This window comes from Nostoc sp. PA-18-2419, from assembly GCF_005869855.1.
GTDB lineage: Bacteria > Cyanobacteriota > Cyanobacteriia > Cyanobacteriales > Nostocaceae > Nostoc.
The window spans coordinates 124,337-145,917 of record NZ_SZNH01000016.1 but is presented as its reverse complement, the minus strand read 5'-3'; the positions used below and the strand labels follow the sequence as shown (position 1 = coordinate 145,917).

15 protein-coding genes, 1 other RNA gene and 2 pseudogenes are annotated in these 21,581 nt (G+C 40.9%); 11 read left to right on the top strand and 7 right to left on the bottom strand.

The annotated features are described in order from the left end of the window. Positions 1 to 289: 289 nt before the first annotated feature. The 7 genes from FCR06_RS17905 (at position 290) to FCR06_RS17875 (ending at position 10,557) form a co-directional block, all read left to right on the top strand. Positions 290 to 3,880 (top strand): pentapeptide repeat-containing protein, encoded by a 3,591-nt coding sequence (locus FCR06_RS17905; protein ID WP_138502049.1) that lies wholly within the window; start codon positions 290 to 292, stop codon positions 3,878 to 3,880. A gap of 61 nt (positions 3,881 to 3,941) precedes the next feature. Further along, positions 3,942 to 4,502 (top strand): Uma2 family endonuclease, encoded by a 561-nt coding sequence (locus FCR06_RS17900; RefSeq protein ID WP_138502048.1) that lies wholly within the window; start codon positions 3,942 to 3,944, stop codon positions 4,500 to 4,502. Between the two features lie 285 nt (positions 4,503 to 4,787). Continuing rightward, positions 4,788 to 5,141: a hypothetical protein gene (locus FCR06_RS17895; RefSeq protein ID WP_138502046.1), complete on the top strand. Its 354-nt coding sequence runs from the start codon at positions 4,788 to 4,790 to the stop codon at positions 5,139 to 5,141. Between the two features lie 174 nt (positions 5,142 to 5,315). Next, the gene (locus FCR06_RS17890; protein ID WP_138502044.1) at positions 5,316 to 6,665 is read left to right on the top strand and encodes a histidine phosphatase family protein; all 1,350 of its coding nucleotides are present in this window, start codon (positions 5,316 to 5,318) and stop codon (positions 6,663 to 6,665) included. A 125-nt stretch (positions 6,666 to 6,790) separates the two neighbouring features. Further along, on the top strand, positions 6,791 to 8,089 hold the full coding sequence (locus FCR06_RS17885; RefSeq protein WP_138502042.1) for a dihydroorotase: 1,299 nt from the start codon (positions 6,791 to 6,793) through the stop codon (positions 8,087 to 8,089). A gap of 80 nt (positions 8,090 to 8,169) precedes the next feature. Then, positions 8,170 to 8,787, top strand: a complete 618-nt coding sequence (locus FCR06_RS17880) for a hypothetical protein (protein WP_138502040.1) — start codon at positions 8,170 to 8,172, stop codon at positions 8,785 to 8,787. Positions 8,788 to 9,150: 363 nt separating this feature from the next. Continuing rightward, entirely contained in the window at positions 9,151 to 10,557 is a 1,407-nt protein-coding gene (locus FCR06_RS17875) for a collagen-like protein (RefSeq protein ID WP_138502038.1), read from the top strand. A 69-nt stretch (positions 10,558 to 10,626) separates the two neighbouring features. Here FCR06_RS17875 and FCR06_RS17870 read toward each other — a convergent pair whose 3' ends face one another. Together FCR06_RS17870 and FCR06_RS17860 are read right to left on the bottom strand one after the other, a co-directional pair. After that, positions 10,627 to 11,763, bottom strand: coding sequence for a serine/threonine-protein kinase (locus FCR06_RS17870; RefSeq protein WP_138502036.1), 1,137 nt, complete (start codon positions 11,761 to 11,763; stop codon positions 10,627 to 10,629). A 249-nt stretch (positions 11,764 to 12,012) separates the two neighbouring features. Next, a pseudogene (locus tag FCR06_RS17860) lies at positions 12,013 to 12,313 on the bottom strand (Rieske 2Fe-2S domain-containing protein); the annotation flags it as partial. A 234-nt stretch (positions 12,314 to 12,547) separates the two neighbouring features. Between FCR06_RS17860 and FCR06_RS17855 the strand changes: the two are divergent. Together FCR06_RS17855 and FCR06_RS33605 are read left to right on the top strand one after the other, a co-directional pair. Further along, positions 12,548 to 13,027: a YbjN domain-containing protein gene (locus FCR06_RS17855; protein ID WP_138502034.1), complete on the top strand. Its 480-nt coding sequence runs from the start codon at positions 12,548 to 12,550 to the stop codon at positions 13,025 to 13,027. A 90-nt stretch (positions 13,028 to 13,117) separates the two neighbouring features. Continuing rightward, positions 13,118 to 13,292, top strand: a pseudogene (locus FCR06_RS33605) (lipoate--protein ligase family protein); the annotation flags it as partial. Between the two features lie 32 nt (positions 13,293 to 13,324). On the opposite strand, the gene FCR06_RS17845 reads toward FCR06_RS33605, so the two are convergent. From FCR06_RS17845 to FCR06_RS17830, 4 genes are all read right to left on the bottom strand, one after another. Further along, positions 13,325 to 13,705, bottom strand: a complete 381-nt coding sequence (locus FCR06_RS17845) for a PleD family two-component system response regulator (RefSeq protein ID WP_138502032.1) — start codon at positions 13,703 to 13,705, stop codon at positions 13,325 to 13,327. A gap of 57 nt (positions 13,706 to 13,762) precedes the next feature. Next, entirely contained in the window at positions 13,763 to 14,869 is a 1,107-nt protein-coding gene (locus tag FCR06_RS17840; protein WP_138502030.1) for a response regulator, read from the bottom strand. A gap of 1,180 nt (positions 14,870 to 16,049) precedes the next feature. Further along, a complete protein-coding gene (locus tag FCR06_RS17835) occupies positions 16,050 to 16,535 on the bottom strand; it encodes a hypothetical protein (protein ID WP_138502028.1) in 486 nt (161 codons plus the stop codon). Between the two features lie 219 nt (positions 16,536 to 16,754). Then, positions 16,755 to 19,340, bottom strand: a complete 2,586-nt coding sequence (locus FCR06_RS17830) for a GAF domain-containing protein (RefSeq protein WP_138502026.1) — start codon at positions 19,338 to 19,340, stop codon at positions 16,755 to 16,757. Positions 19,341 to 19,722: 382 nt separating this feature from the next. Between FCR06_RS17830 and FCR06_RS17825 the strand changes: the two genes are divergently transcribed. After that, complete coding sequence (locus FCR06_RS17825) at positions 19,723 to 20,580, top strand: aldo/keto reductase (RefSeq protein ID WP_138502024.1); 858 nt, start codon at positions 19,723 to 19,725, stop codon at positions 20,578 to 20,580. Between the two features lie 255 nt (positions 20,581 to 20,835). Continuing rightward, entirely contained in the window at positions 20,836 to 21,207 is a 372-nt protein-coding gene (locus FCR06_RS17820; RefSeq protein WP_138502022.1) for a hypothetical protein, read from the top strand. Positions 21,208 to 21,395: 188 nt separating this feature from the next. On the opposite strand, the gene ssrS is transcribed toward FCR06_RS17820, so the two are convergent. Beyond that, positions 21,396 to 21,579: non-coding RNA, 6S RNA (gene ssrS, locus FCR06_RS17815), on the bottom strand. Positions 21,580 to 21,581: the final 2 nt, after the last annotated feature.

Sequence of the window (21,581 nt, the reverse complement as noted above, 5' to 3'; positions counted from 1 at the left end):
TTATATACAATAACTTATTAGTTGCCTACACTCAATGATACCGAGTTAGAACTGACAGTTAAACAAGTTTTTAGCTAGTTGACTATGAGTTAAATAATATAGCGGCTCTCAATTAAGTCCAATATCAACCTAACGCTCAACCCGAACCTTTGTAGCGTTGGGGAGTAAGCCTCAAAACCTCTTTTTTTTAAAACAGAGGAACGGAAGTGAGGTCAAAGTCTATTTTATACGAATAAGAAGCTTTATACAGGTGCATTTTTTCCAAATCGGTGGTACCGGAGAATAGTTTATGGCGATGACGAAGCAGTGGAAGTTTTTGCGAAACATTCAGGAGTTAAACTGGGGACAAGGTGTAGAGGTAACAAAGACTGGAGCCGAAGCTGCTAAAGCCGTGCTTGATTTAGCAAAAGCAATTAAGGAACAAAAACCCAATCTTCCAAACTTCAAACCTTATGTAGAACAGATTTCCTCGCTCTTAGATGTATTTAATTCTCCTCTTGGTCAAATTACCAAGGAAGTGATTCCCTTTGCACCCATCGCCATTAGTATATTAAAGTTCATTGTTGATGCAACCCATAAACAGCCAAGTTTAGAAAACTGTGTGCTCCTAGTTAGTCAGGCTGCTTACATAGATAGTTTTCAGGACATTCTCAAACAAGATTCTAAATTACTCGCCAAAATTGATCCAAACCTACCAGCTTCTCATGCTTTAGGATTGCAGATTCAGAAATTAGGCGAGCAAGAGTTTAATCCGCGGGAAGTGAAAAGAGCAATTCTCTGTTTCCACCAATCTCAACTAGCAGAATCATTTAATCAGATTTTACAGCAACGCTTACAAGAATCCGGATTAACCGAGACACAAGCAAAGACCTTCACTCAACGGGTAGCGTGTCACACAGATGAAAAAATGCAAGACGCATTAATAGAAGTCACAGATAAAATAGACAAACTTTGGAGATGGTACAGCGTTGGCGGAAAAGAGAAACTAGAGAAAAATCTAGATATTGAAGATTATTTAGAACAGGTAATTAAACCAAAGCCAGAAGAAAAGATTTTTGCTGAAAGTAATATTACCTTTCGGGATTTGTATGTACCGTTGCAAGTCAAAGAACTCGATGCCGAAGACGATACAAATGTTGAATTGGAAGCGTGGATTAAGACAATACTGAATAATGCAGACCCGAAACACAAACAAGTTTTGTTTATTCAAGGCGAAGCCGGACGCGGGAAAAGTGTCTTTTGTCGGATGTTTGCCGATTGGGTGCGGCGAGAATTGCATCCCACTTTTACCCCAATTCTGATTCGGTTGCGAGATTTGCGAGTACTAAAAGATAACTTAACTGATACTCTAGAAAACTATTTACAACACCTTGATTTTGTCACCAGTGATTCAGGCTGGCTGACCGATAAAAATACTCGCTTTTTATTTTTACTCGATGGGTTTGACGAGTTGTTGCTAGAAGGACGAGCAAGTGGTGGCTTGAAAGAATTTTTAGAGCAGGTGGAACAGTTTCAAAAAGACCGCCTTTGTCATCATCAGTTTTTGGTTACTGGTCGTCCCATGGCGCTGCAAGGAAATGAGCGCTTTCTTTCACAAACCAAAAGCCTCAAGCGCGTCGAACTTCAGCCAATGGATGACTCAATTCGGCATCAATGGTTGGAGAAATGGTCAATTGCGGCTCAAATTAATAAGAGTGAGTTAGAAAAGTTTTTGCACGCTTGCCCTGAGCAAGTCAAAAATAAACTAGCACGAGAACCTTTACTGCTTTATTTACTGGCGCGGATGCACCGAGACAACCGTCTCAACGTCCAAATGTTTGCAGGCGCAGAGGGTATTAAAGCAAAAATCCGTATATATGACCAATCCGTGAAGTGGGTACTAGAAAAACAGCATGACAGTGAAAATCGGAATGATAACTCGCGCTTGACTGAATTGGAAAGCGAAGATTTGCGGCAATTTCTCACTGAAGCGGCTTTGTGTGTAGTGCAGTCTGGGAATGAATCTGCCAGAATCACGATGTTAGAAGCACGGCTCAAAGACAGCAATAACACAGCTAGCAAGTTAATTCAGCAAGCCAGACACGAGAATGACTTCCACAAACATCAACAAGGTAAGCAACTCAATAATTTGTTGACGGCATTTTATATTAAACCAGCTTCAGGCGATAAAGGCGGCTCTGTTGAATTTATCCACAAGAGTTTTAGCGAGTTTTTATTCGCAGAAMGGGTACTAGAAAGCTTTGTAGATTGGACAACTAAGGTAAGCAAGCGTCAGCGCGAAGAAGACTTTGTTACCACAGTCCTAATGGATAAGCAGATTTACGATTTATTAGGGTATGGGAATTTAACCCGTGAGATTGTGGAATATTTGATGGGGTTGTTGGCTGAGAGTTCAGAATTTCACGACATAGAACGCTTGTGTCAACTTTTCCAAAGATTGGAGCATTTCTACTTTCGTTGGTGCGATGGGGAATTCATTGATGCAGACGATGTAAACCTGCCTCAGATGAAGAAAAAACAATTGCGGGAGCAAGTACCAGAGCGAGAAAATCACTTGGGATTACGACAAGTAGATGTGTGTACAGGGTTAAATGTGATGATTTTGCTGCTAGAGTTGCATCGCTATGCCCAAACAGAAAACAACCTCAAAGACAAAATTAGTTTTCATCCCTGCGGTAAATATAATACTCCTCAATTTGACTCAGAATGCTTGCTTCGTATTATCGGCTATAGTCACTGCCTGGGTTTGTTTGCCTTTAACGACAGTTTAAGATTATTCTTTAGCAGTGCCAACTTCAGTAATGCCTACCTAAACCGTGCTGACCTCAGCTTTGCCAATCTTAGGGATGCTAATCTCAGGGATACCAACCTCAGCCGTGCCAACCTCAGCTTTGCCAATCTTAGGGATGCTAATCTCAGGGATGCTAACTTTATCAGTGCTAACCTTAGCAGTGTTAACCTCAGCAGTGCCAGCCTCAGCAATGCCAACCTCAGCAATGCTAACCTCAGTGATGCCAATCTCACAGATGCTAACTTTAGCGGTGGTAACCTCAACGAGGCTAATCTCAGCCGTGCCAATCTCAGCCGCGCTAATCTCAGCCGTGCTAACCTCAGCAGTGCCAACCTCAGCCGCACTAATCTGAGGGATACCAACTTTAGAGGCGCCAACTTCAGCCGTGCCAACCTCAGCAGTGTTAATCTCACAAGTGCTAACCTCAGAGGTGCCGACCTCAGAGGTGCTAACCTCAGAGATGCCGACCTCAGCGGTGCCGACCTTAGAGGTGCCGACCTCAGAGATGCCGACCTCAGCGGTGCTAATTTTATCTGTGCCAACCTCAGCAGTGCCAACCTGAAAACAGTTGTCTGGAAAAGTGACACAAAATGGCTCAATGCTAAAGGGCTACATAAAGCAGTAGCTATATCTCCAAAGTTGACCCAAGACTCGGCTTTTGCGGCTGCGTTTGCTTTGAGTCAGGGCATCAGTTGGGTGGAAGAAGGCAAAATAAAAGAAGCACAGGAAGCTTTCAAGCAAGCCCAACAGTTTGACGAAAGTTTGAGAAATTCTGCGGAATTTTGGCATAGTATCTGCTGGGTTGGCTGTTTACACGGCTATGCTAAGGCTGTTCTCCGCTTCGGTGAAAAAGCTGTTTCTTTAAATCCTGATAATAAACGCTATCAAGATAGTCGGGGGCTGGCTAAATTACTGATAGGCGACTTAGTAGGTGCATTAGAAGACTTTCAAGCTGCTGTAAACAGTAGCGCACTCGATTACTGTGATTGCGTCAAGCAGCGACGGCTACGTTGGATAGAAGCACTCAACTCAGGAAATAATCCCCTAACGCCAGAAGAATTGGAGGAACTGCGGCAGGTTGAGAGTTAGCGTGTAGTTTGACGCTTGGCTAACGCCGATAATAAAACCATCTCCTGTATTTTATTTAAATATGGCGATCGCAACTCAACCCCAACTAACTTTAGAAGAGTTCCTCAAACTGCCGGAAACTGAACCAGCATCAGATTTTCTCAACGGAGAAATTATTCAAAAACCTATGCCTCAAGGCGAACATAGCTTGCTCCAAGCTATTCTGTGTCAAACAATTAACGGCGTAGCTAGAAGCCAGAAAATTGCTTACGCTTTACCAGAACTGCGCTGCACTTTTGGCGGTGCTTCTATCGTCCCTGATATATCTGTGTTTCGCTGGCACAGAATTCCTAAAACTCCATCCGGCAAAATTATTAATCGCTTTGAAATTCATCCCGACTGGGCAATTGAGATTTTTTCCCCAGACCAAAGGCTAAAAAAAGTGTTGAGTAAATTATTGCATTGTTCGCGCAATGGTACTGAAGTTGGTTGGTTAATCAACCCAGAAGATGAAAGTGTGCTGGGGGTATTTCCTGGACAACGAGTGGAATTATACGAAGGTGCTGATAAATTACCGATTCTTGAGGAAATTGAATTAGAACTGACTGTAGAAGAAATTTTTGGTTGGTTAAATTTGAGTTGAGTTAAAGATAAAATTTTAAATCTACTTCCGCACACTTAGTGTTAGCGCCAAAAACCTTAAACTACGTAGGTTGGGTTGAGGAACGTAGACGCCCAGAGGGTGGCTTACCATCAGGTAACCCAACATTTACGGGGTTTTGTTGGGTTTTATTTCGTTAAACTCAACCTACTATTATCTAAAGATATACACAATAAAATTCTTGTTGATTTAACCAAAGATAGAGTGAATTAAAAGAACTTGCTCAGAAAATAAAGGTAAGCAATATATAAATAATTTTGATAAAAAATGAATACCAAAATTATTGCTTTCTTGGAAATTACGGCAGTCGTTGCCTGCTTAGGAAGCCGAGTTGATGCACAGTCATCAGTATCAAGCTCAAATCCAGAACAATACACAAGGACTGGAGATTCTCTAGTTGGAATTAATAATAGAACTGCCAAAGATGACTTTGCAAGCTTTTTTGAGCAAACTAATCCATCAACGATTTCCAACAATAATCAAGTAAACCAAAAAACTCCAACTAAAATACGCTTCAACGAATCATTATCACAGCCAGATACTTCGGTTTTCCTAGAACCCGCTCAATCTGTCAATGGCAATGATGGATTACAAGTACAGTTAGATATACGCAGAGAATAATCAGGTATAAAGATTAATGCTTTAGCTTGGGTATATGTGCCCGACGAGCGATTTATTTTACTGCTGACTCAAATATTTAGGAATGTGGTTTAATGAATCTGCATTCCCTAGTAGATACTTGTGCAATAATTTTGCAGTAAAATTAGTCGTCTAGATACAGGAGGGCTTTTTGCGATGACTCGTGTCATCATAGTGCGCCACGGTCAAAGCGGTTATAACACCGAGCGGCGTATCCAAGGACGCACTGATGCGTCAAAATTAACCGATAAAGGTCGTAACGATGCCACTAAACTAGGCAAAGCCCTCAGTAATATTTTATTTGATGCTATTTACAGCAGTCCCTTGCAACGAGCCAAACACACAGCTGATATTATCTACAGTGAGTTAGCTTCTCATGTGGAACAGTCGGCGGTTGTGCAAGTTTCTGATTTGCTGCTAGAAATTGACTTGCCTTTATGGGAAGGAATGCTTACAGCCCAAGTCAAGCAGGAGTTAGCCGAAGACTACCGCACTTGGCACGAACGTCCCCATGAACTGCGGATGCTGCTCAATGATGAAAACGGTACAAGAGAACATTTTCCGGTTCTGGCTTTATACGAACAAGCGCGGCAGTTTTGGCTAGAAATTTTGTCCCAGCACCAAGGTGAAACCATTCTGATTGTCGGACATAACGGTATTAATCGCGCTCTGGTCAGTACAGCATTAGGAATTCCCCCAAGTCGTTACCATTCAATACAGCAATCTAACTGTGGGATTAGCGTACTAAATTTTGCTGGAGGATTGGGGGAACCAGTGCAACTAGAGTCTTTGAACCAGACACAACACACCGGGGAAACTCTACCGTCATTGCGACCAGAACATCAAGGAGTAAGATTATTGCTAGTGCGTCATGGGGAAACAGAGTGGAATCGCCAAACTAGATTTCAAGGGCAAATTGATGTTCCCCTCAACGACAACGGTAGACAGCAATCGCAAAAAGCAAACGAATTTCTGCAAAAAGTAGCGATCGACTATGCTGTAAGTAGCCCAATGCTACGTCCTAAAGAAACAGCAGAAATTATCTTAAAACAGCATCCGAGTGTAAAGTTGGAATTACAAAATGGTTTAAGAGAAATCAGCCACGGACTTTGGGAAGGAAAATTAGAAACAGAAATAGAGCAAGAATTTCCAGGAGAGTTACAGCGCTGGCGGTTAGTCCCAGCGGAAGTCCAAATGCCTGGAGGAGAAAATTTGCAACAGGTATGGGAACGTAGCGTTGCAGCTTGGGAATCAATTGTGCAAACAGCGTTAACTAATCAACTTAAAACTGTCTTAGTAGTAGCCCACGATGCTACGAATAAAACCTTGCTTTGTCACATTCTTGGTTTATCCCTAGAAAATTTCTGGAATTTCCGTCAGGGAAATGGCGCTGTTAGTGTTATCGATTATCCTTCTGGACTAGATGCACCAGTACTACAAGCAATGAACATCACCACTCATTTGGGTGGAGGCGTATTAGATAAAACAGCAGCAGGGGCATTGTAGGAGTGTTCAGTGCTGATTGCTGAGTTAATAGTTAGGAGTAAGGAATAAAGTTAAGAGTGATGAGCAAACAGCAAACAGTAAATAACTCCTAAGTCCTAACTCGTAACTCATAATTCAAAACTTTTATGACTGAACTGCTGCAACAAGTACGGCTAATTGACCCAGTTTCCCAAACCGATGAAGTATTTGATGTACTGATTACTGATGGTTATATCCAAGCAGTGGCTTCTTGCATTTCTGATATCACTTCCGATACTCAAATTAGAGATTGTCGGGGATTAGTTCTTGGTTCTGGCTTAGTAGATTTATACAGCCACTCTGGCGAACCGGGGTTTGAAGAACGGGAAACTCTTGTATCTCTGTTGCAAGCGGCTGCTGTCGGCGGCTTTACTAGAGTTGGTATATTACCCGATACATCCCCAGCGATTGATAATCCTGCACTTGTGGCGCAGTTGCAGCAGATGAGGAGCACAGGGGCACAAAAGAGTTTGCATTCTTATTCTCCCCAGTTCCCCAGTTCCCCAGTTCCCCAGCTTCATATCTGGGGTGCGATTACCTTAGATATTGCTGGGAAGCAAATGACGGAATTGGCAGATTTAGCCTCAGCTGGAGTTGTTGGTTTTACAGATGGTAAACCTTTGGAAAATTTAGCGCTGGTACAGCGGGTGTTAGAGTATCTTCAGCCGTTGGGTAAACCAGTTGCATTTTGGCCTTGCGATCGCCAATTAGCTGCAAATGGTGTAATTAGAGAAGGTGCCCAAGCACTGCGTTTAGGTTTACCGCCAGTACCCGCCAGCGCCGAAACAAGTGCGATCGCTGCAATACTTGAATTAGTTGCAGCCATAGGCACACCAGTACATATCATGCGCGTCTCCACAGCCCGCAGCGTGGAATTAATTGCAACAGCTAAGGCTGCTAGTTTACCCATCACCGCCAGCACTACTTGGATGCATCTTTTACTAGACACCAAAGCAGTTAAGAGTTATAATACCAGCCTGCATTTAGACCCGCCTTTAGGCAATACCAGTGATGTAATGGCGTTGCGTGCGGGAGTACGTGGGGGGGTTATAGATGCGATCGCGATCGACCACGCACCTTATACTTACGAAGAAAAAGTCCAAGCTTTTGCCGAAGCGCCAGCCGGAGCAATTGGTTTTGAGTTAGGATTGCCTTTGCTATGGCAGTATCTTGTGGAAACCGGAGAATTTACAGCTTTAGAATTATGGCGTGCGTTGAGCAGTAATCCAGCAAAGTGTTTGGGGCATAAACTCAGTGCAATTACCTCCGAGCAAAAGGCTGAACTAACTTTATTTGACCCCCAGCAAATCTGGAAAGTTGAAAGGAAAAATCTACATACACTTTCACAAAATACACCTTGGTTAGGACAAGAATTGCAAGGTCGTGTTCTGCAAACGTGGTGTTAGTTATTTCCCAAAGAGTTAATAACTATGTTAATTTTTCCTCTGAAAGTATATCTTAATTAGAAATTACTAATTAGTACTATATGAGCCGCCCGCGCATTCTTCAGCCAGGTCAAAGCTATACATTTAGTAAGTATTTTGAATTACCATATGCTCCAGCGGATATTTTAGCGGAATTGGGATGTAGTTACGAACGTGCCTCATTACAATTACCAACATATTCAAATGCAGTTGATTATTTAGACTTTTTACAGCGTTATTTACAGCGAAATATAATACGCGTTAATCCAATTAATGAAGCAGCGAAACGTGAAGTTTTAATTGCTCCTATCCTATTAGAGGTTTGTGACCAAACACAAACTCAATTGAATATTGAGTATCCTATCAATGTTAGCGAACAATTAAAAGGAAGTTTTGATTATTATATTTCATCATTAAACTCATTGCTAGTAGTTGAAGCTAAGCAATCAGATTTAAGCCGAGGATTTACTCAACTTGCAGTTGAATTGATTGCACTTGCTCAATGGACAGATTCTCAAACACCAATTTTGTACGGTGCAGTGATAAATGGAGAAGATTGGCGATTTGGAATATTTTATCCAGAAGATAAACGAGTCGTGCAGGATATCAAACTTTATCGTGTACCTGAAGGTTTAGAAGAATTAGTTAGAGTCCTTGTAGGAATTCTGACTCAATCTTAACAGTTTTTTCCTATTTTAATCATCTTTAAAAATTCTCTGCGAGAAATTTAATAGCAACTATTTAACTAAAGATGAGATTCGTCTTAGTGTTGGTTGAAATATTATTAAGTCAGGGGTAGTATATCCGGCTTTTTAGTAAAAATCCTCATTTATCATGAAGGTGATAAAAACAAGATACACTTAATTAAATGTGAGTTCGATAAATCTCTCTCTCACTTCCTCTTTTGCTTTGTCTGAGAGACAGCAGCAACGCAAGCCCTAGGTATTTCAAGCCTTTCACCGTGTCTGTTAGAGGTTGGGAGAGAGGTTAAACTAAATCTTTCGAACTTACGTAAATTAAAGTGAAGTTTTAGGTGTAATTAGATGGACAAAAGTTTGAAAAGTAAGCTGCCACTTCTGCTGACATTCTGCTTATTTACTAACTTTTTACCTGCCTCTGATTCACTTTTATGTTCAGCTTTTGGCTCTGAAAAATATTATAAAGTAGCTAGATATGACACAGGTGGACGCACAGCAAGCAATGGGCGTTCGGGTAGAGATGGTTATAGTGGTGAAAATCAGAACATTTCTATCGATGGTTCACCAATAAATCTTGACCTATCGGGGAAAGATGGGGAAGATGGGGAAGATGGGGAACAAGGTTATCGGCCTAACTGTGGTAACCAACCTGATAATGTCAGCCACAATATAAATGCACCAGATGGCGGCAGTGGTGGTAGCGGTGGCAGAGGAGGAGATGGGGGTAATGGTGGTTCGATAATAGTTTACTACACAAATTTAGCTGACTTGCGAAATATTTTTGTTCGCGCAACTGGCGGCGAAGGCGGACGCGGTGGTAGAGGCGGGAATGGTACGGTTGGTTGTAAGTGTCAAAGACGAAAATGGGAAGTGGAAACTTGCCAAGGAACTCCCGGTACTCCTAATTACAAGTGTACTAACAAGGTTTATCGATGTAGCGACGGTAATCATGGAGGAGATGGTAGCGATGGTAGAGATGGTAGGAAAGGAAGCTTAGGAACTTTGAGTATTGTTAAGAGCAAGGAACCTTTGGTTGATGATAACCCAACTAGGAAATTAACAATTTCAGAACTGACAAAACCATTTAATCTCTCAAAAAACAAGTGGAATATTCGCCAAGGAGCAATTTCTCTACTTGCGCCTGGTTCGGCGATCGCTGATAATTATCGAGAGTTTGAACAGCGTTTAGAAGAGGCTTTTCAAATAGTTTGGCAAGAAAGAGAACCCATCACCAGTTTTGCTAATCAAGCTGTCACACTAAATTTAACTGACAGCAAACAAGTAGAAGTGGCTTTTCCTGAAGACTTATGGATTGACGGTAGCAGCAAAAGCCAAGCTAATTTGACAACTTTTACTGTTAATTATGCCATTCCCAAAAAAGATGTTACTCGGTTAGCTGTGGCGGAATTTGTCGATGCAGGACAAAACTTAAATTTAAAAATAGTTGATTTGGCAGCAAAATCTGATGCGATTGACACTCAGTTTCGTGTTAAATTTCGTGCCCAAGATAGCTTGTATGGCTTTTCTAGCTATAAAACTGAATACGAAGGGGATATTCCCAATGAATTTGTGACTCGTGACTACAACCGTTTTACTCTAGCTTTGGGTAAGCTAAAAATTCCTGATGAAGCTTTACGTCCTGGTGTGAATGTTGAAATTGAAGTGATAGCAACTCGTTCTTTGGGAGAACGTTCTGCAAAGCAAACTATTCGCTGGCAAGGTGTAGTTCGGAAGCTAAAAAGAGGGGTTTAGTAGTTGTTAGTGGGCTTAAATTTTACACAGAAGCGTCCAGAAGCGGAAAGTTTATCAGAGTTTTTCTGACTAAGGATTATTATTACCAAGATATTTAGCTTTTAATTCTTCTAATTCTTGGTCTATTTGACTTTTCCTTGCAGGTTGAGGAGTTGAACTTGGCGGTTGGATTTTATTTGGTTGAGGTTTATTACCACCTAAGAATTGGGTTTTCATTTGCTCTAATTCTAAATCGATTTGACTAGGAGATTGGGTGACCAAAGGAAGTGGAAAATTAGGCGTAGATTGAGGAACAGGTTTTGCTGTATTTGCTGGTGTAGCTGGTTGTGAATATTGATTTAAGTCTTTTAAAACATCATCTACTGTTTGATAACGTCGCATTGGAATGCTTTCTAACATCTTATTGAGAATGCGACTTAATGCATGACTAACAGGAGTTTTTAAGTATTTTTGCCAAATCCAAGTATCATTATTTGTATCATATGAATCGAAGGGCGATCGCCTGGTTAATAAGTTAATACAAGTAGCACCCAAACTATAAATATCGCTGGCAAAAATAGCCCTACCTCGCATTTGTTCGGGGGCAACATATTCAGGACTACCAATACTAGTGCCAGTTCTATTTAAGGCAGTGCCAGTAGCAGATTTAGAAGCACCAAAATCTACTAAAACTAATTTGCCATCACCGCCACGTAAAATAATATTTTCTGGCTTAATATCGCGGTGAATCACTTGTCTAGCGTGACAAAATTGCAAAACTGGTAATAAATCATTGAGCAATTGCCAGATTTGTGCTTCACTAAAAGCACCTCGATGTGCGAGTTCCTGAGCCAAATTTTGCCCATCAATAAATTCTTGTACCAGATATTGACGGTCTTCCTGGGTAAAATATGCCAGTAATTCGGGAATTTGGGGATGCTTGCCCAATTCATCTAACTGTACGGCTTCTTGGTTGAATAACTCCACAGCTTTTTGTACGGTATTAGTGCCTTGGGCTTGGGGATAAAATTGTTTAATTACACAGCGCGGTTTTGATGGTTTATCTTCATCCACAGCTAAAAAAGTTCTGCCAAAACCACCTTGACCTATTGGTTTAATAGCACGGTATCGCTCTTTAAGAAGTAACTTAGAACCGCAAGTCAAGCAAAAATTGACATTACTAGAATTTTCAGGTTTCGGACAACGGGGATTAAGGCAATAACTCATGGAGGATGGCGCCCAGAATCGCTCTTATTTATCTTTATTTTCCACTGTCCTCAGCAAAAGGGCATTTATATTGGCCAATTATCCAGGTTCAAGTTGTAGCCTAATGCTTGAATCCGCTGATAATGGGATAAATTGCCACTGACTAAAGTTAAGTTTTGTTGGATTGCTATGGCGGCAATCATAGTATCAGCAAGTCCTATTGGTTGACCTGTGCGTTCTAAATCTGCATAAATGCGTCATGTCAACATTAGGAACTGCTGCACATTTACCTGCTGAATTGAAGCGCCAGTCGTGATATGCACATTCCAATTCATTACCAATGACTTGCCCATAACTAACTAAGTTTAACTTGGCGGTGGGGGCAACGGTCTTCTCAGGCGTGGACTTGCCCTTGACTGTTACGGTAGAGTGCGATCGCCTGCTTCCAAAGTACCACACTCACAGGCTTATTTATCACCTCATTACTAAGTATAACTACATAGCAGTGATTTTGGTTAATACGCAATTGACGAACATCACAATTTTGTATGGTTTCGGAGAGAAAAGCCATAGGTTTGCACATCCTCTTTGGCATTAAACTTTAAATGTGCTACACCATTTCTTGAATTCAGGTATAGTTACAGACATGAAATTAAAGTAATTTTTTGACTGTATTTATTTAGAAGCACTTGATTTGGTATGACTAATGACCAGACTATCACTTCAGAAAGCTCAAACTAAGCTTGGCAACAAGCTATAAAGTATGTGTAGATAAAACAGCGAGTAAATTGAGAAAAAAATCTGTATGACAAGCTACCAAGAAACCCCAACTAGTGACGAATCCATTAATGAGTTAATCGCCGAGACGACAGGTATTAACCATCTGGAGGTAATTGAAAATGTCATCGACACCCTAGAACAAGATGACAGTGCAATGGTTAGCCACACGCCAGAGGGTGGTTCTCTCTGGAAGTTTAAATACGGGAGTGTGGAAGTATTTGTTCAACTCACTGGAAAAACCGATGAAGACACGATAACGGTTTGGTCTGCGGTGCTAGATTTACCTGCCAAAGATGAACCTAAGTTAATGCGGCATCTTTTAGAATTAAACTGCTCTAGCACTTTTGAAGCGCGTTTCGGTATTATTGAAAATCGGGTGGTTGTAATATCTACACGCACTTTAGCGGAGTTATCTCCAGGCGAAGTCTCTCGGTTAATCACTATTGTGGCAACGATCGCTGATAATAACGATGAGGCTTTACAATCTGAATTTGGTGCAGCTTAATCGTTTCGCCACCGTTCGCCCTTGGCGTTTCTCCTTGGGAGAAGTCCAGGTTGGCCTAAGCTGCAACTCATAACTCCCAACTCTTAACTTTTGAACCCTAAAGTGTGGCGACTAATTCCTTTGCGAGAAGCGGATGGCATTTAACCGCTGGTTGCAATAACAGCACCAGCATTTTTCAACTCTGCGCTTTTATACTTGGTCGCCACCTGCCATCTCTGTTGGCTATCATCAATGTCAGTATCCTGAATATTGGCAACATCTGACCGAATAATTCGTAATGGCGCTCTCAAATAGCTGTTAGCAAATCTTAACTGATTGAATAGTACTCAGTAACTCTTCAAGGGTATATGGCTTAGTTATATAGGCATCAGCACCTTGCTTCTTTGCCCACAACTTATGAATTGCCTGATTTTTACTGCTACAAATCACAATAGGTATTTTTTGATTAGCTGGATTTGTTTTTAGGAAGCGACATAATTCAAATCCACTCATCCCAGGCATGACTACATCAGTAACAATCGCATCTGGCTTTTCTTCTAAAACTATTTCTAAAGCTTCTTTAGCACTAGTTGCTTTTATGATATTGTAACCTTTTTCTCTCAAATAATAACTAATTAATTCTAATTCCTGCCGAGAATCTCCGATAACCAGAATAGTAGCTATCCAGGTAATACTCAACCTTCAATCTCCAAAACAATATGTTAGTTAAGTGTAGTTATTTTATCTAGAAAAGAATTAAACAATATGCTTAAATATTAGTTTTAGCAAATCTCCTTGGTTAAAAGGTTTACTTAAATAGCCTGATGCCCCGACTATTTTAGCTTTAGCTTTATCTAACAACCCTGATTTTGCAGATACCATAATTACAGGTGTATTTTTAAAATGTGAGTGTTTACGCAGCAAAGAGCAGAGTTCGTATCCATCTAAATTAGGCATGGAAATATCCAAGAAAATTATGTCGGGTTTTGTGGAGATAATCTGCATTAAAGCTTTGAAAGAATCGGTGACTCCGATAACACAAAAGGTTTGCTCATCTAAATAACTTTTAATAGTGTTCAATACCATAGGACTATGATCAATACAGAAGATTGTATAGACTTTTTTGTCAGTAGGGGGTTGTAGAACTTGCTGACTTGTCCTATCAGTAGTATTGATCATGTATGTTGCTGGTTTATTGCCGTTGTATGGTCTAGGTAACTTGTGTGCAGTTTTGAGTTGAGGTTGCGGCTGATTTTTGGATAAAAATTGTGAGGGTTGCACTGGCGATGGTGATGTTTGCTGACTAGCTGCTATCCTTACAGGAAAATGCTCTGCGTCACTTCTGGGTGTCAGACATCTTTCAACTAATAAACGAAGATTTAGATAACAAAACTTTGGCATATCATCCAAAAAGCCTTCAGGAATAAATTCATAACTTCCCTGCTCTAACCTCAGAAATGAGTCCAAAACTTCTAGTGCTAACTCTTCTATCAAAATCGCTGCTTGAGACGAACTGATATATTTCTGATTTACTAACCAGCAAATAGCTAAATAATCTGGATTCGGTATTGTTTGATTCTCAATACCAGTTTCAAATATTGCCCGCAGTTGTTCGTGAATTCCACGAGGGAGAGTAGAAATTTGCTGGCTCAGGCGTTGCAAATTTCTGTAAAGTGGCTCAAACATTTTCTCTGAATAGCAGGCATAAATCAGTTTCCCCTCGTCTACATATATTGACCAAGAACCAGAGGTGCTAAATACTTGCAAACAACCAGTAACGGACTTACTTGTAATTTTTTTTAATAAAGATAGAGGCTGGAGTTTTTGAAAAAATCTGTATCTACTAATCGGAAGTGTCTTCATTGGGATGGTTCTGCAATAAAATTAATATTTGCAAGGGAAATTAGTGAATTCCCAAAAGGAAATTCACATCGGCATTAATTAGAAGCACTGTTCAGATAAATATAGCGGTCACATCTTAGTTAGTACAGAGATTCCACACCCCCCAATTGGTAATTCTTCAATCTCTGCTAAGCTATAATGCACGAATACAATTAAAATCAATCGATGTCGATGCTATTGCCCAATAGCAAAATTACCCGACTATTGTCAGGAAATAGTATTTCAAAAATCAGATTGACTTTCTGTATCTTTCGCTAATTTAGCCAATCTAACAGTAACTCAAGTGTGACGCACAGACCATTGGCTCTCGCCCATCAGTTGCAAAAGTATCACTGTTATCCGTATTTTACAGCCGAAATTATAAGCAATAACGAACAAAATAAGAACCTGAAAAACTTGTGTGCATTCACTTTTATTGAAAGTTTCTTCTTGAGAATAACTATATTTAAAAAAGTTTCTTTCAATACTCAGTATTTAATCACTTCGATGTATTACTTAAATTTGCGATTGTAAAACTTCTCTATATGAGAAAATACAAGGGTAAACTGCGAGTAAAGATGAGTTAGCTGATAGTTGACGCCATGATGGTGTGTAGTGAGACGCACAGGCAACTGACTCAGCAGAAGAAAATCTGTTCATAATTGCTGGAAACGGTTTCTAGTGTTGTGTGTGGAGATAGATAGTCACTCTAGATAATTTTGAGTGGCAAATTCAAGAACTGACAGCGAAATTGTAGAGTTGTGGTACATACCTGCAAAATAGCGATTTTTAGCTAGATGGTAGATTGCAAGTAACGTACTCACTAAAATTCAGGTTACTATAATTTTTCAATAAAAATAGCAGAAATATATAAACTTGATGAGAAATAAGTAAAGGAAATATGAAAATTAATTAATAGTATCTTCCAGACAATTGTTATAAATGTTTATTTACTGGAATGTCCGCAAAGGCTGAAAACGTATGGTATAAGTTAATCTGTATCTAACCCGCTTTTAATAAATCGCAAGGTTTATTAAAAGCGGGATAAGTTCAAAAAAAGCTGATTACTATATGTAGCAAAAAGACGCAAATAGTTTCTTTGCGTCTTTAATGTGAGATTTAAAAGTGGACATTCTCGCCCTAATACTTAATCTACCTAAATTTATTCCTGCCAGTACCAGCTTAAAAGTATGCCACCCGCCATCAGCTTGATTATTTCCAGCAACCAATAACCACCATGTAGTAAATTCATTGTTGATGGGATAGCAGCGACAGCTTCAAATAAATTGAGTTGAATTCCGATGGCGCACATTTGCGGAGTCAACAAATAGGTGTCAAGCATAGCTATACTCAGCAGTATCACAGAAAGAACAATACTGCCAATACCCCTTTGAAATTGGGTTTTAGTCAAAACTAGCGCTCCCGTTAGTACTACAGCAGCAGATAATAATTCCATACGATTAAAGTTCCAAAAAATCGTATAGCCTGCTGTAGTAAAACCACTTCCGTTCATCATTCCAGAAAGATAAAGACTAGGCATAATTACCCAATCTAAAAGTAGACTTGCACTGAGCCAAAAGCCCAAAGTCAAGATAATAGCGGTTTGCCAAATTGGGCGTCTGAATTCAACCTTAGAAATAGCAGTCATAGAATAATTGCCTTGTGTTGTATTCTTAGTTTCTAACTTCAACAGTTAGTTTGACAACAAATATCAATTAACCTTTACATTGGCAACCTTGGTAACCAATATAAAGGGCGATCGCTCTTAAATCTTCGCTTAATCCTAATTTTGTTAAAAGAAAATTAAGAAATCTTAAAAACCTTTAAAAGTAATTTAAATAGACCTGAGTTGTTAGAAACACCGAAGTTATTTTTCCTGAAATGTCCAGACTCCTTCATCCCAATCTGACTCTGTTGGGGGTGCTTGTAACCAATGCTGACAGCGCAACAGATGTAACATAGCAGCTTTGTCCTGGTTGTCAGCTGCTAAAACTAAGGCAAATTCAGCTCTAGCACGGTTAAAATCGCGTTTGAGGTAATATTCGCGTCCTTTATAATAATGCTCAATTACTTGTAGTTTTTCGTTACTAATGGGATTGGAACGTAAACCAACCAATTCATATATGGATACAGGCTCATTTCTGCCTTTGACGCGAATGTAATCTAGTTCTCTAGCCCAAATATTTTCTTGGCATGGTTTAAAAGTGTTATGGCTAATAATGATATCGCAGCCATACTGTTTACTAACGCTTTCTAGGCGGGAACCGAGATTAACACCATCACCAATAGCAGTAAATTCCATCCGCTTACTAGAGCCGATATTTCCACTAATTACGGTATCGGAATTAATGCCAATGCCAATGTTGATTCTCGGCTTATTAAGTGCATAGCGACGTTGATTAAAATCATATAAGCGTTGGCGCATTTCTAAAGATGTTTGCACTGCCATCCAAGCGTGTTCTTCTAAAGGTAAAGGAGAACCAAATACAGCCATAATGGCATCGCCAATGTATTTATCCAGAGTGCCTTTATGTTTAAAAACTGCCTCCACCATTGATTCAAAATATTCATTGAGCATACTTACCACTTCTTCTGCTTCGAGGTTTTCCGTCAAAGTGGTATAACCGCGAATATCCGAAAATAAAATTGAAACTTCTTTGCGATCGCCTCCTAGTTTAGCATCATCCAACTTCAATAATTCTTCTGCCAATTCCTGGGTCATGTAGCGGTACATTGTACTTTTGAGCCGCTTTTCATCACTGATATCTTCCATCACCACCAGCGCTCCCCGGACTTGCTCGTGGTCGCTAACATCAGCAATGGTATTAATCGATAAATTAATACTATGCTGTTCTATACCAGCACTTAAAAGTGTGCGATCTGGGTAATACTGCTGGCGACGTTTGGAGTCGGTTCCATGTAAAGCATCCTGACACCACTTGCTAAAGTCGCTTTCTTTAATGGCGATGACATCCTCAACTAATTTGCCTTCTAAACGGTCTTCTGCTTCCAGCCCCAGCAAACGTTTAGCACTTTCATTGGCGGCGATAATTAACCCAGATTTATCAGTAGAAACTACTCCGTTGGAAAGACTACGAAGAATGTCTCGTTGCATTTGTTCTTGTTGCTTGACTGTGGCAAACAATTGAGCATTATGTAAGGCTACTCCTGCTTGAATATTAAAAGCTTCCATAAACTCTTCATCATTGCGGTCAAAACTAGCTTGGAAGCATTCGGGAGCTTTCGGCCAAGAAGCAGGGTCGTAAGCCAGTAAATCCTCAGATTTCTTTTTATTTACTAACTGAGTAACACCGATTAATTCTTGATCGGCGTTAAATACTGGCATACAAAGTAAACTACAGGTGCGATAGCCATTTTGCTGGTCGAGTTGTTTGGCTGTTTCCGAGTCGGGATGGTTGTATAAATCAAAGGGAATGTTTAGCTTCTTGCCGGATGCGGCCACTATCCCCGCAAAGCCTTTACCGATGGGGACGCGTAACTCCTTAGTCGAACCATCATCTTGAGTAATTTTCGTCCACAATTGATGACGATCGCGGTCTATTAACCATAGTGTACTGCGATCAGCATTCATCAGTTCCTTGGCTTCATCCATCACCCGCTTGAGGGTGTCTTCTAAATCGAGACTGCTTTGAGAAAGCGATTTAATTGCTTTCATCAATGCCGCCACTGCTCTTTGTTTTTGAGTAGCTACATAAAAAGAGCGCGATGATTCTAAAATCAGTCGAATCGAAGGGGCAAATTCTTGAAATAATTGTTCGTCAGCACAGATAAAACCGTTGGTATCGATGCGCTCTGCCAGTGGAGCATTGGAATTATTCTCAGATTTTAATTTATTCAGTAATTGTACGACTGCGACTAATTGCCCATGTTCATTTAACAGTGGTAGAGCCAGCATTGTGTAAGTGCGATAGCCAGTTCTTTTTTCTTGTTCTTGGGCAAAATGCGATCGCGGGTCATTATAAAAATCATAGGGAATATTGATAACTTGCTTGAAAGTAGCAACTTCACCACCAATACCTTTATTGGCGGGGATGCGAATTTCTAAAGAGCGATCGCCTGCCCCCTCAGCCACAATTGACCAGAGTTCTTGTTTTTCTTCATCCAATAAAAATATCGTCGTTCGGTCTGCCCCCAGTAATTCCCCGGTTTTTAAGGTAATCGAATGCAACATTTCTTGCAAGATAGTTTCAAACCCGTGAGAATCCAGCATTGATAGGGTTTGATGGACAATCTGTAATTTTTGCTCGACATCCTTAACAACCTGTTTAAAAGTATCTTGAGTCAAGGGAGCAAGAAACGTAGAAAAAGTTCCTTGTCTTGTAGCAAGAGCGCCCACAGGAGCAGAATTTGCTTGTAATTCCCGGTTTTCTTGGTTGTGAACACCAATAATTACATCGGCGGTCTCCCCACAACTTCCTTGATACACTGACATAACTAGTATTAGATATAGCAGACTGAGATGTTAGATTTAACAGTGCAATTAAATTTATATAATAGGTGTTAAAAGCAACATTTGATATTATCCATAGTTTAATCGCTTGTTCAGTCAGCGTCATCCTGTGAAGTTGCGGTTGGTCACGACCTACTTACTGTCAGTAATTTTTTATTCGTTGCTGTACCAAATTAATCTTATTGAGGGTGTAAAGCTTGAACTCTCTAGCGTTAAGCTTAGAAGCGGCACAGGGAACTAAAGCTGCCTTGGTGAGTGTGGCAGTCTAAAGCACCCAGCGATTAATTGAACCCTTGCCATAATTACAATCGATCCCCGATCAGGTCGGACACTTCCAACCAATTTACACCAACCGATATACACTATGTCTTCACTTAATGCTAGTGCTTCTGGACAATTTACTCTGTTGGATCGTTCTGTGACGCGGCTGGGCTTTGGCTCCATGCAGCTTACGGGCAAAGGGGTGTGGGGTGAACCCAAAAACCGGGAGGAGGCGCTACAAGTATTGAAACGCTTGCCCGATTTAGGAGTCAATTTCATCGACACTGCGGATAGCTATGGACCTTACGTCSCTGAGGAACTGATCGCACAGGCGCTATATCCCTATGACGGCATATTTATCGCCACCAAGGGTGGGCTGGTTCGTACGGGTCCGAATGAGTGGCCGCCAGTAGGTCGTCCCGAATATCTACGCCAGTGTGTACTCATGAGCCTGCGCCGCCTGAAAGTAGAGCAGCTAGACCTATGGCAACTGCACCGCATCGATCCTAAGGTGCCTCAAGACGAGCAATTTGGTGCGATCGCCGATTTTCTCAAAGAGGGGCTGATTGCACGGGCAGGGCTGAGTCAAGTCTCGGTAGAGCAGATCGAGGCTGCACGGAAGGTATTCCCTGTGACCACGGTGCAGAACCGCTACAACCTTGTAGATAGGGCTGATGAGGCGGTACTCGACTACTGCACGCATGAGGGTATCGGCTTTATCCCCTGGTTTCCATTAGCCTCGGGCGACCTCGCCCAGTCAGGTGGGCCGGTAGACACGATCGCCAAGGCACACAGCGCATCGCCCGGACAAGTGGCACTGGCTTGGGTGCTGAAGCGAAGTCCTAATATGCTGCCAATTCCAGGAACAAGTCAAGTTGCTCACCTGGAAGATAATATCGCTGCCGCGCAGCTTCATCTGTCAGACGACGAGTTTGAGCAACTCAATAAAGCCGTTGCATGAGCCAAGCGATCGCTAGTTTATGTTTAATCTTTTATAGGGCGTAAAATCACTGCTAGTGGTACGCCAAAGCAACTTGGCAAGGGTAAAGGGGAAGGTGGGACCCTTGAAAAGGAAAGGTTTTTTATCTCTTACCCTTTTCCCTTTAACCTTTACCCAACCTCGACCTAACATTTTTGGGTTGGCAGACTGCTAGTGGTGTAAAACTAGTTGGTGCAGATCAATGGCAATTTTTTCAATTTTTTGGAGGAGAGGAAAATGAAGAAGTTCAGCTGTTTCATTATTGTCGGGGCACTATTGTCAATTAGTACGCCCGCTTTTGCTGAAAATCGTGCGGTTAATATCAGCATTGGCAGTATTGGTGCTTCCTTAGATAATGCCGCTTTGCAAACAATTCGCCAAGTTATCGGGTTTGCAGTCGGCACTAGCACCGTCGATAAATTCATCATATATAGTCCCAAGGCTGGATCTGCTATTCCCATCGAAGGAGGTTTATCTGCTTGTGCTGAAGCTGGCTTTGGCACAAGCAATACAGCATTTAATGCTTTTATCCAGCAATTGCGTTCAATTAATCCCAAACCAGGGACTTTCTACAATCTAGAACTTACCGCAAGCTGCAAACAAAAATAATACCAATTTGAAAAAATAATGCGACAGATACATATCTCTAAAACCTTATCCTGTCTGGATTATTAATGTGTGAATTTTGAATTGGTATTACTTGTGCTGTAGTGGCACTTGTTGGAGTTCCCTAAGTTTTATTAATTTAAATAATTAAAGCTCCCAAATTCTAACTGACTTTGGGAGCTAATAATTTTAAGTTCACCGCGACGCCGTTTTACCTAAGTTTATGACCTGGTTAAACCAGGTGGGAATCTAAATTTCTCGTTTAAAGTTTCCGGGTACATGCCCGGTCTACTGCCACGAAAACTAGTTGACTCCCTTTTCTTTAAAGGCATAGATCAAAAAACTTGATGGCAGTCACCAACGTCGTAGTGCAACTA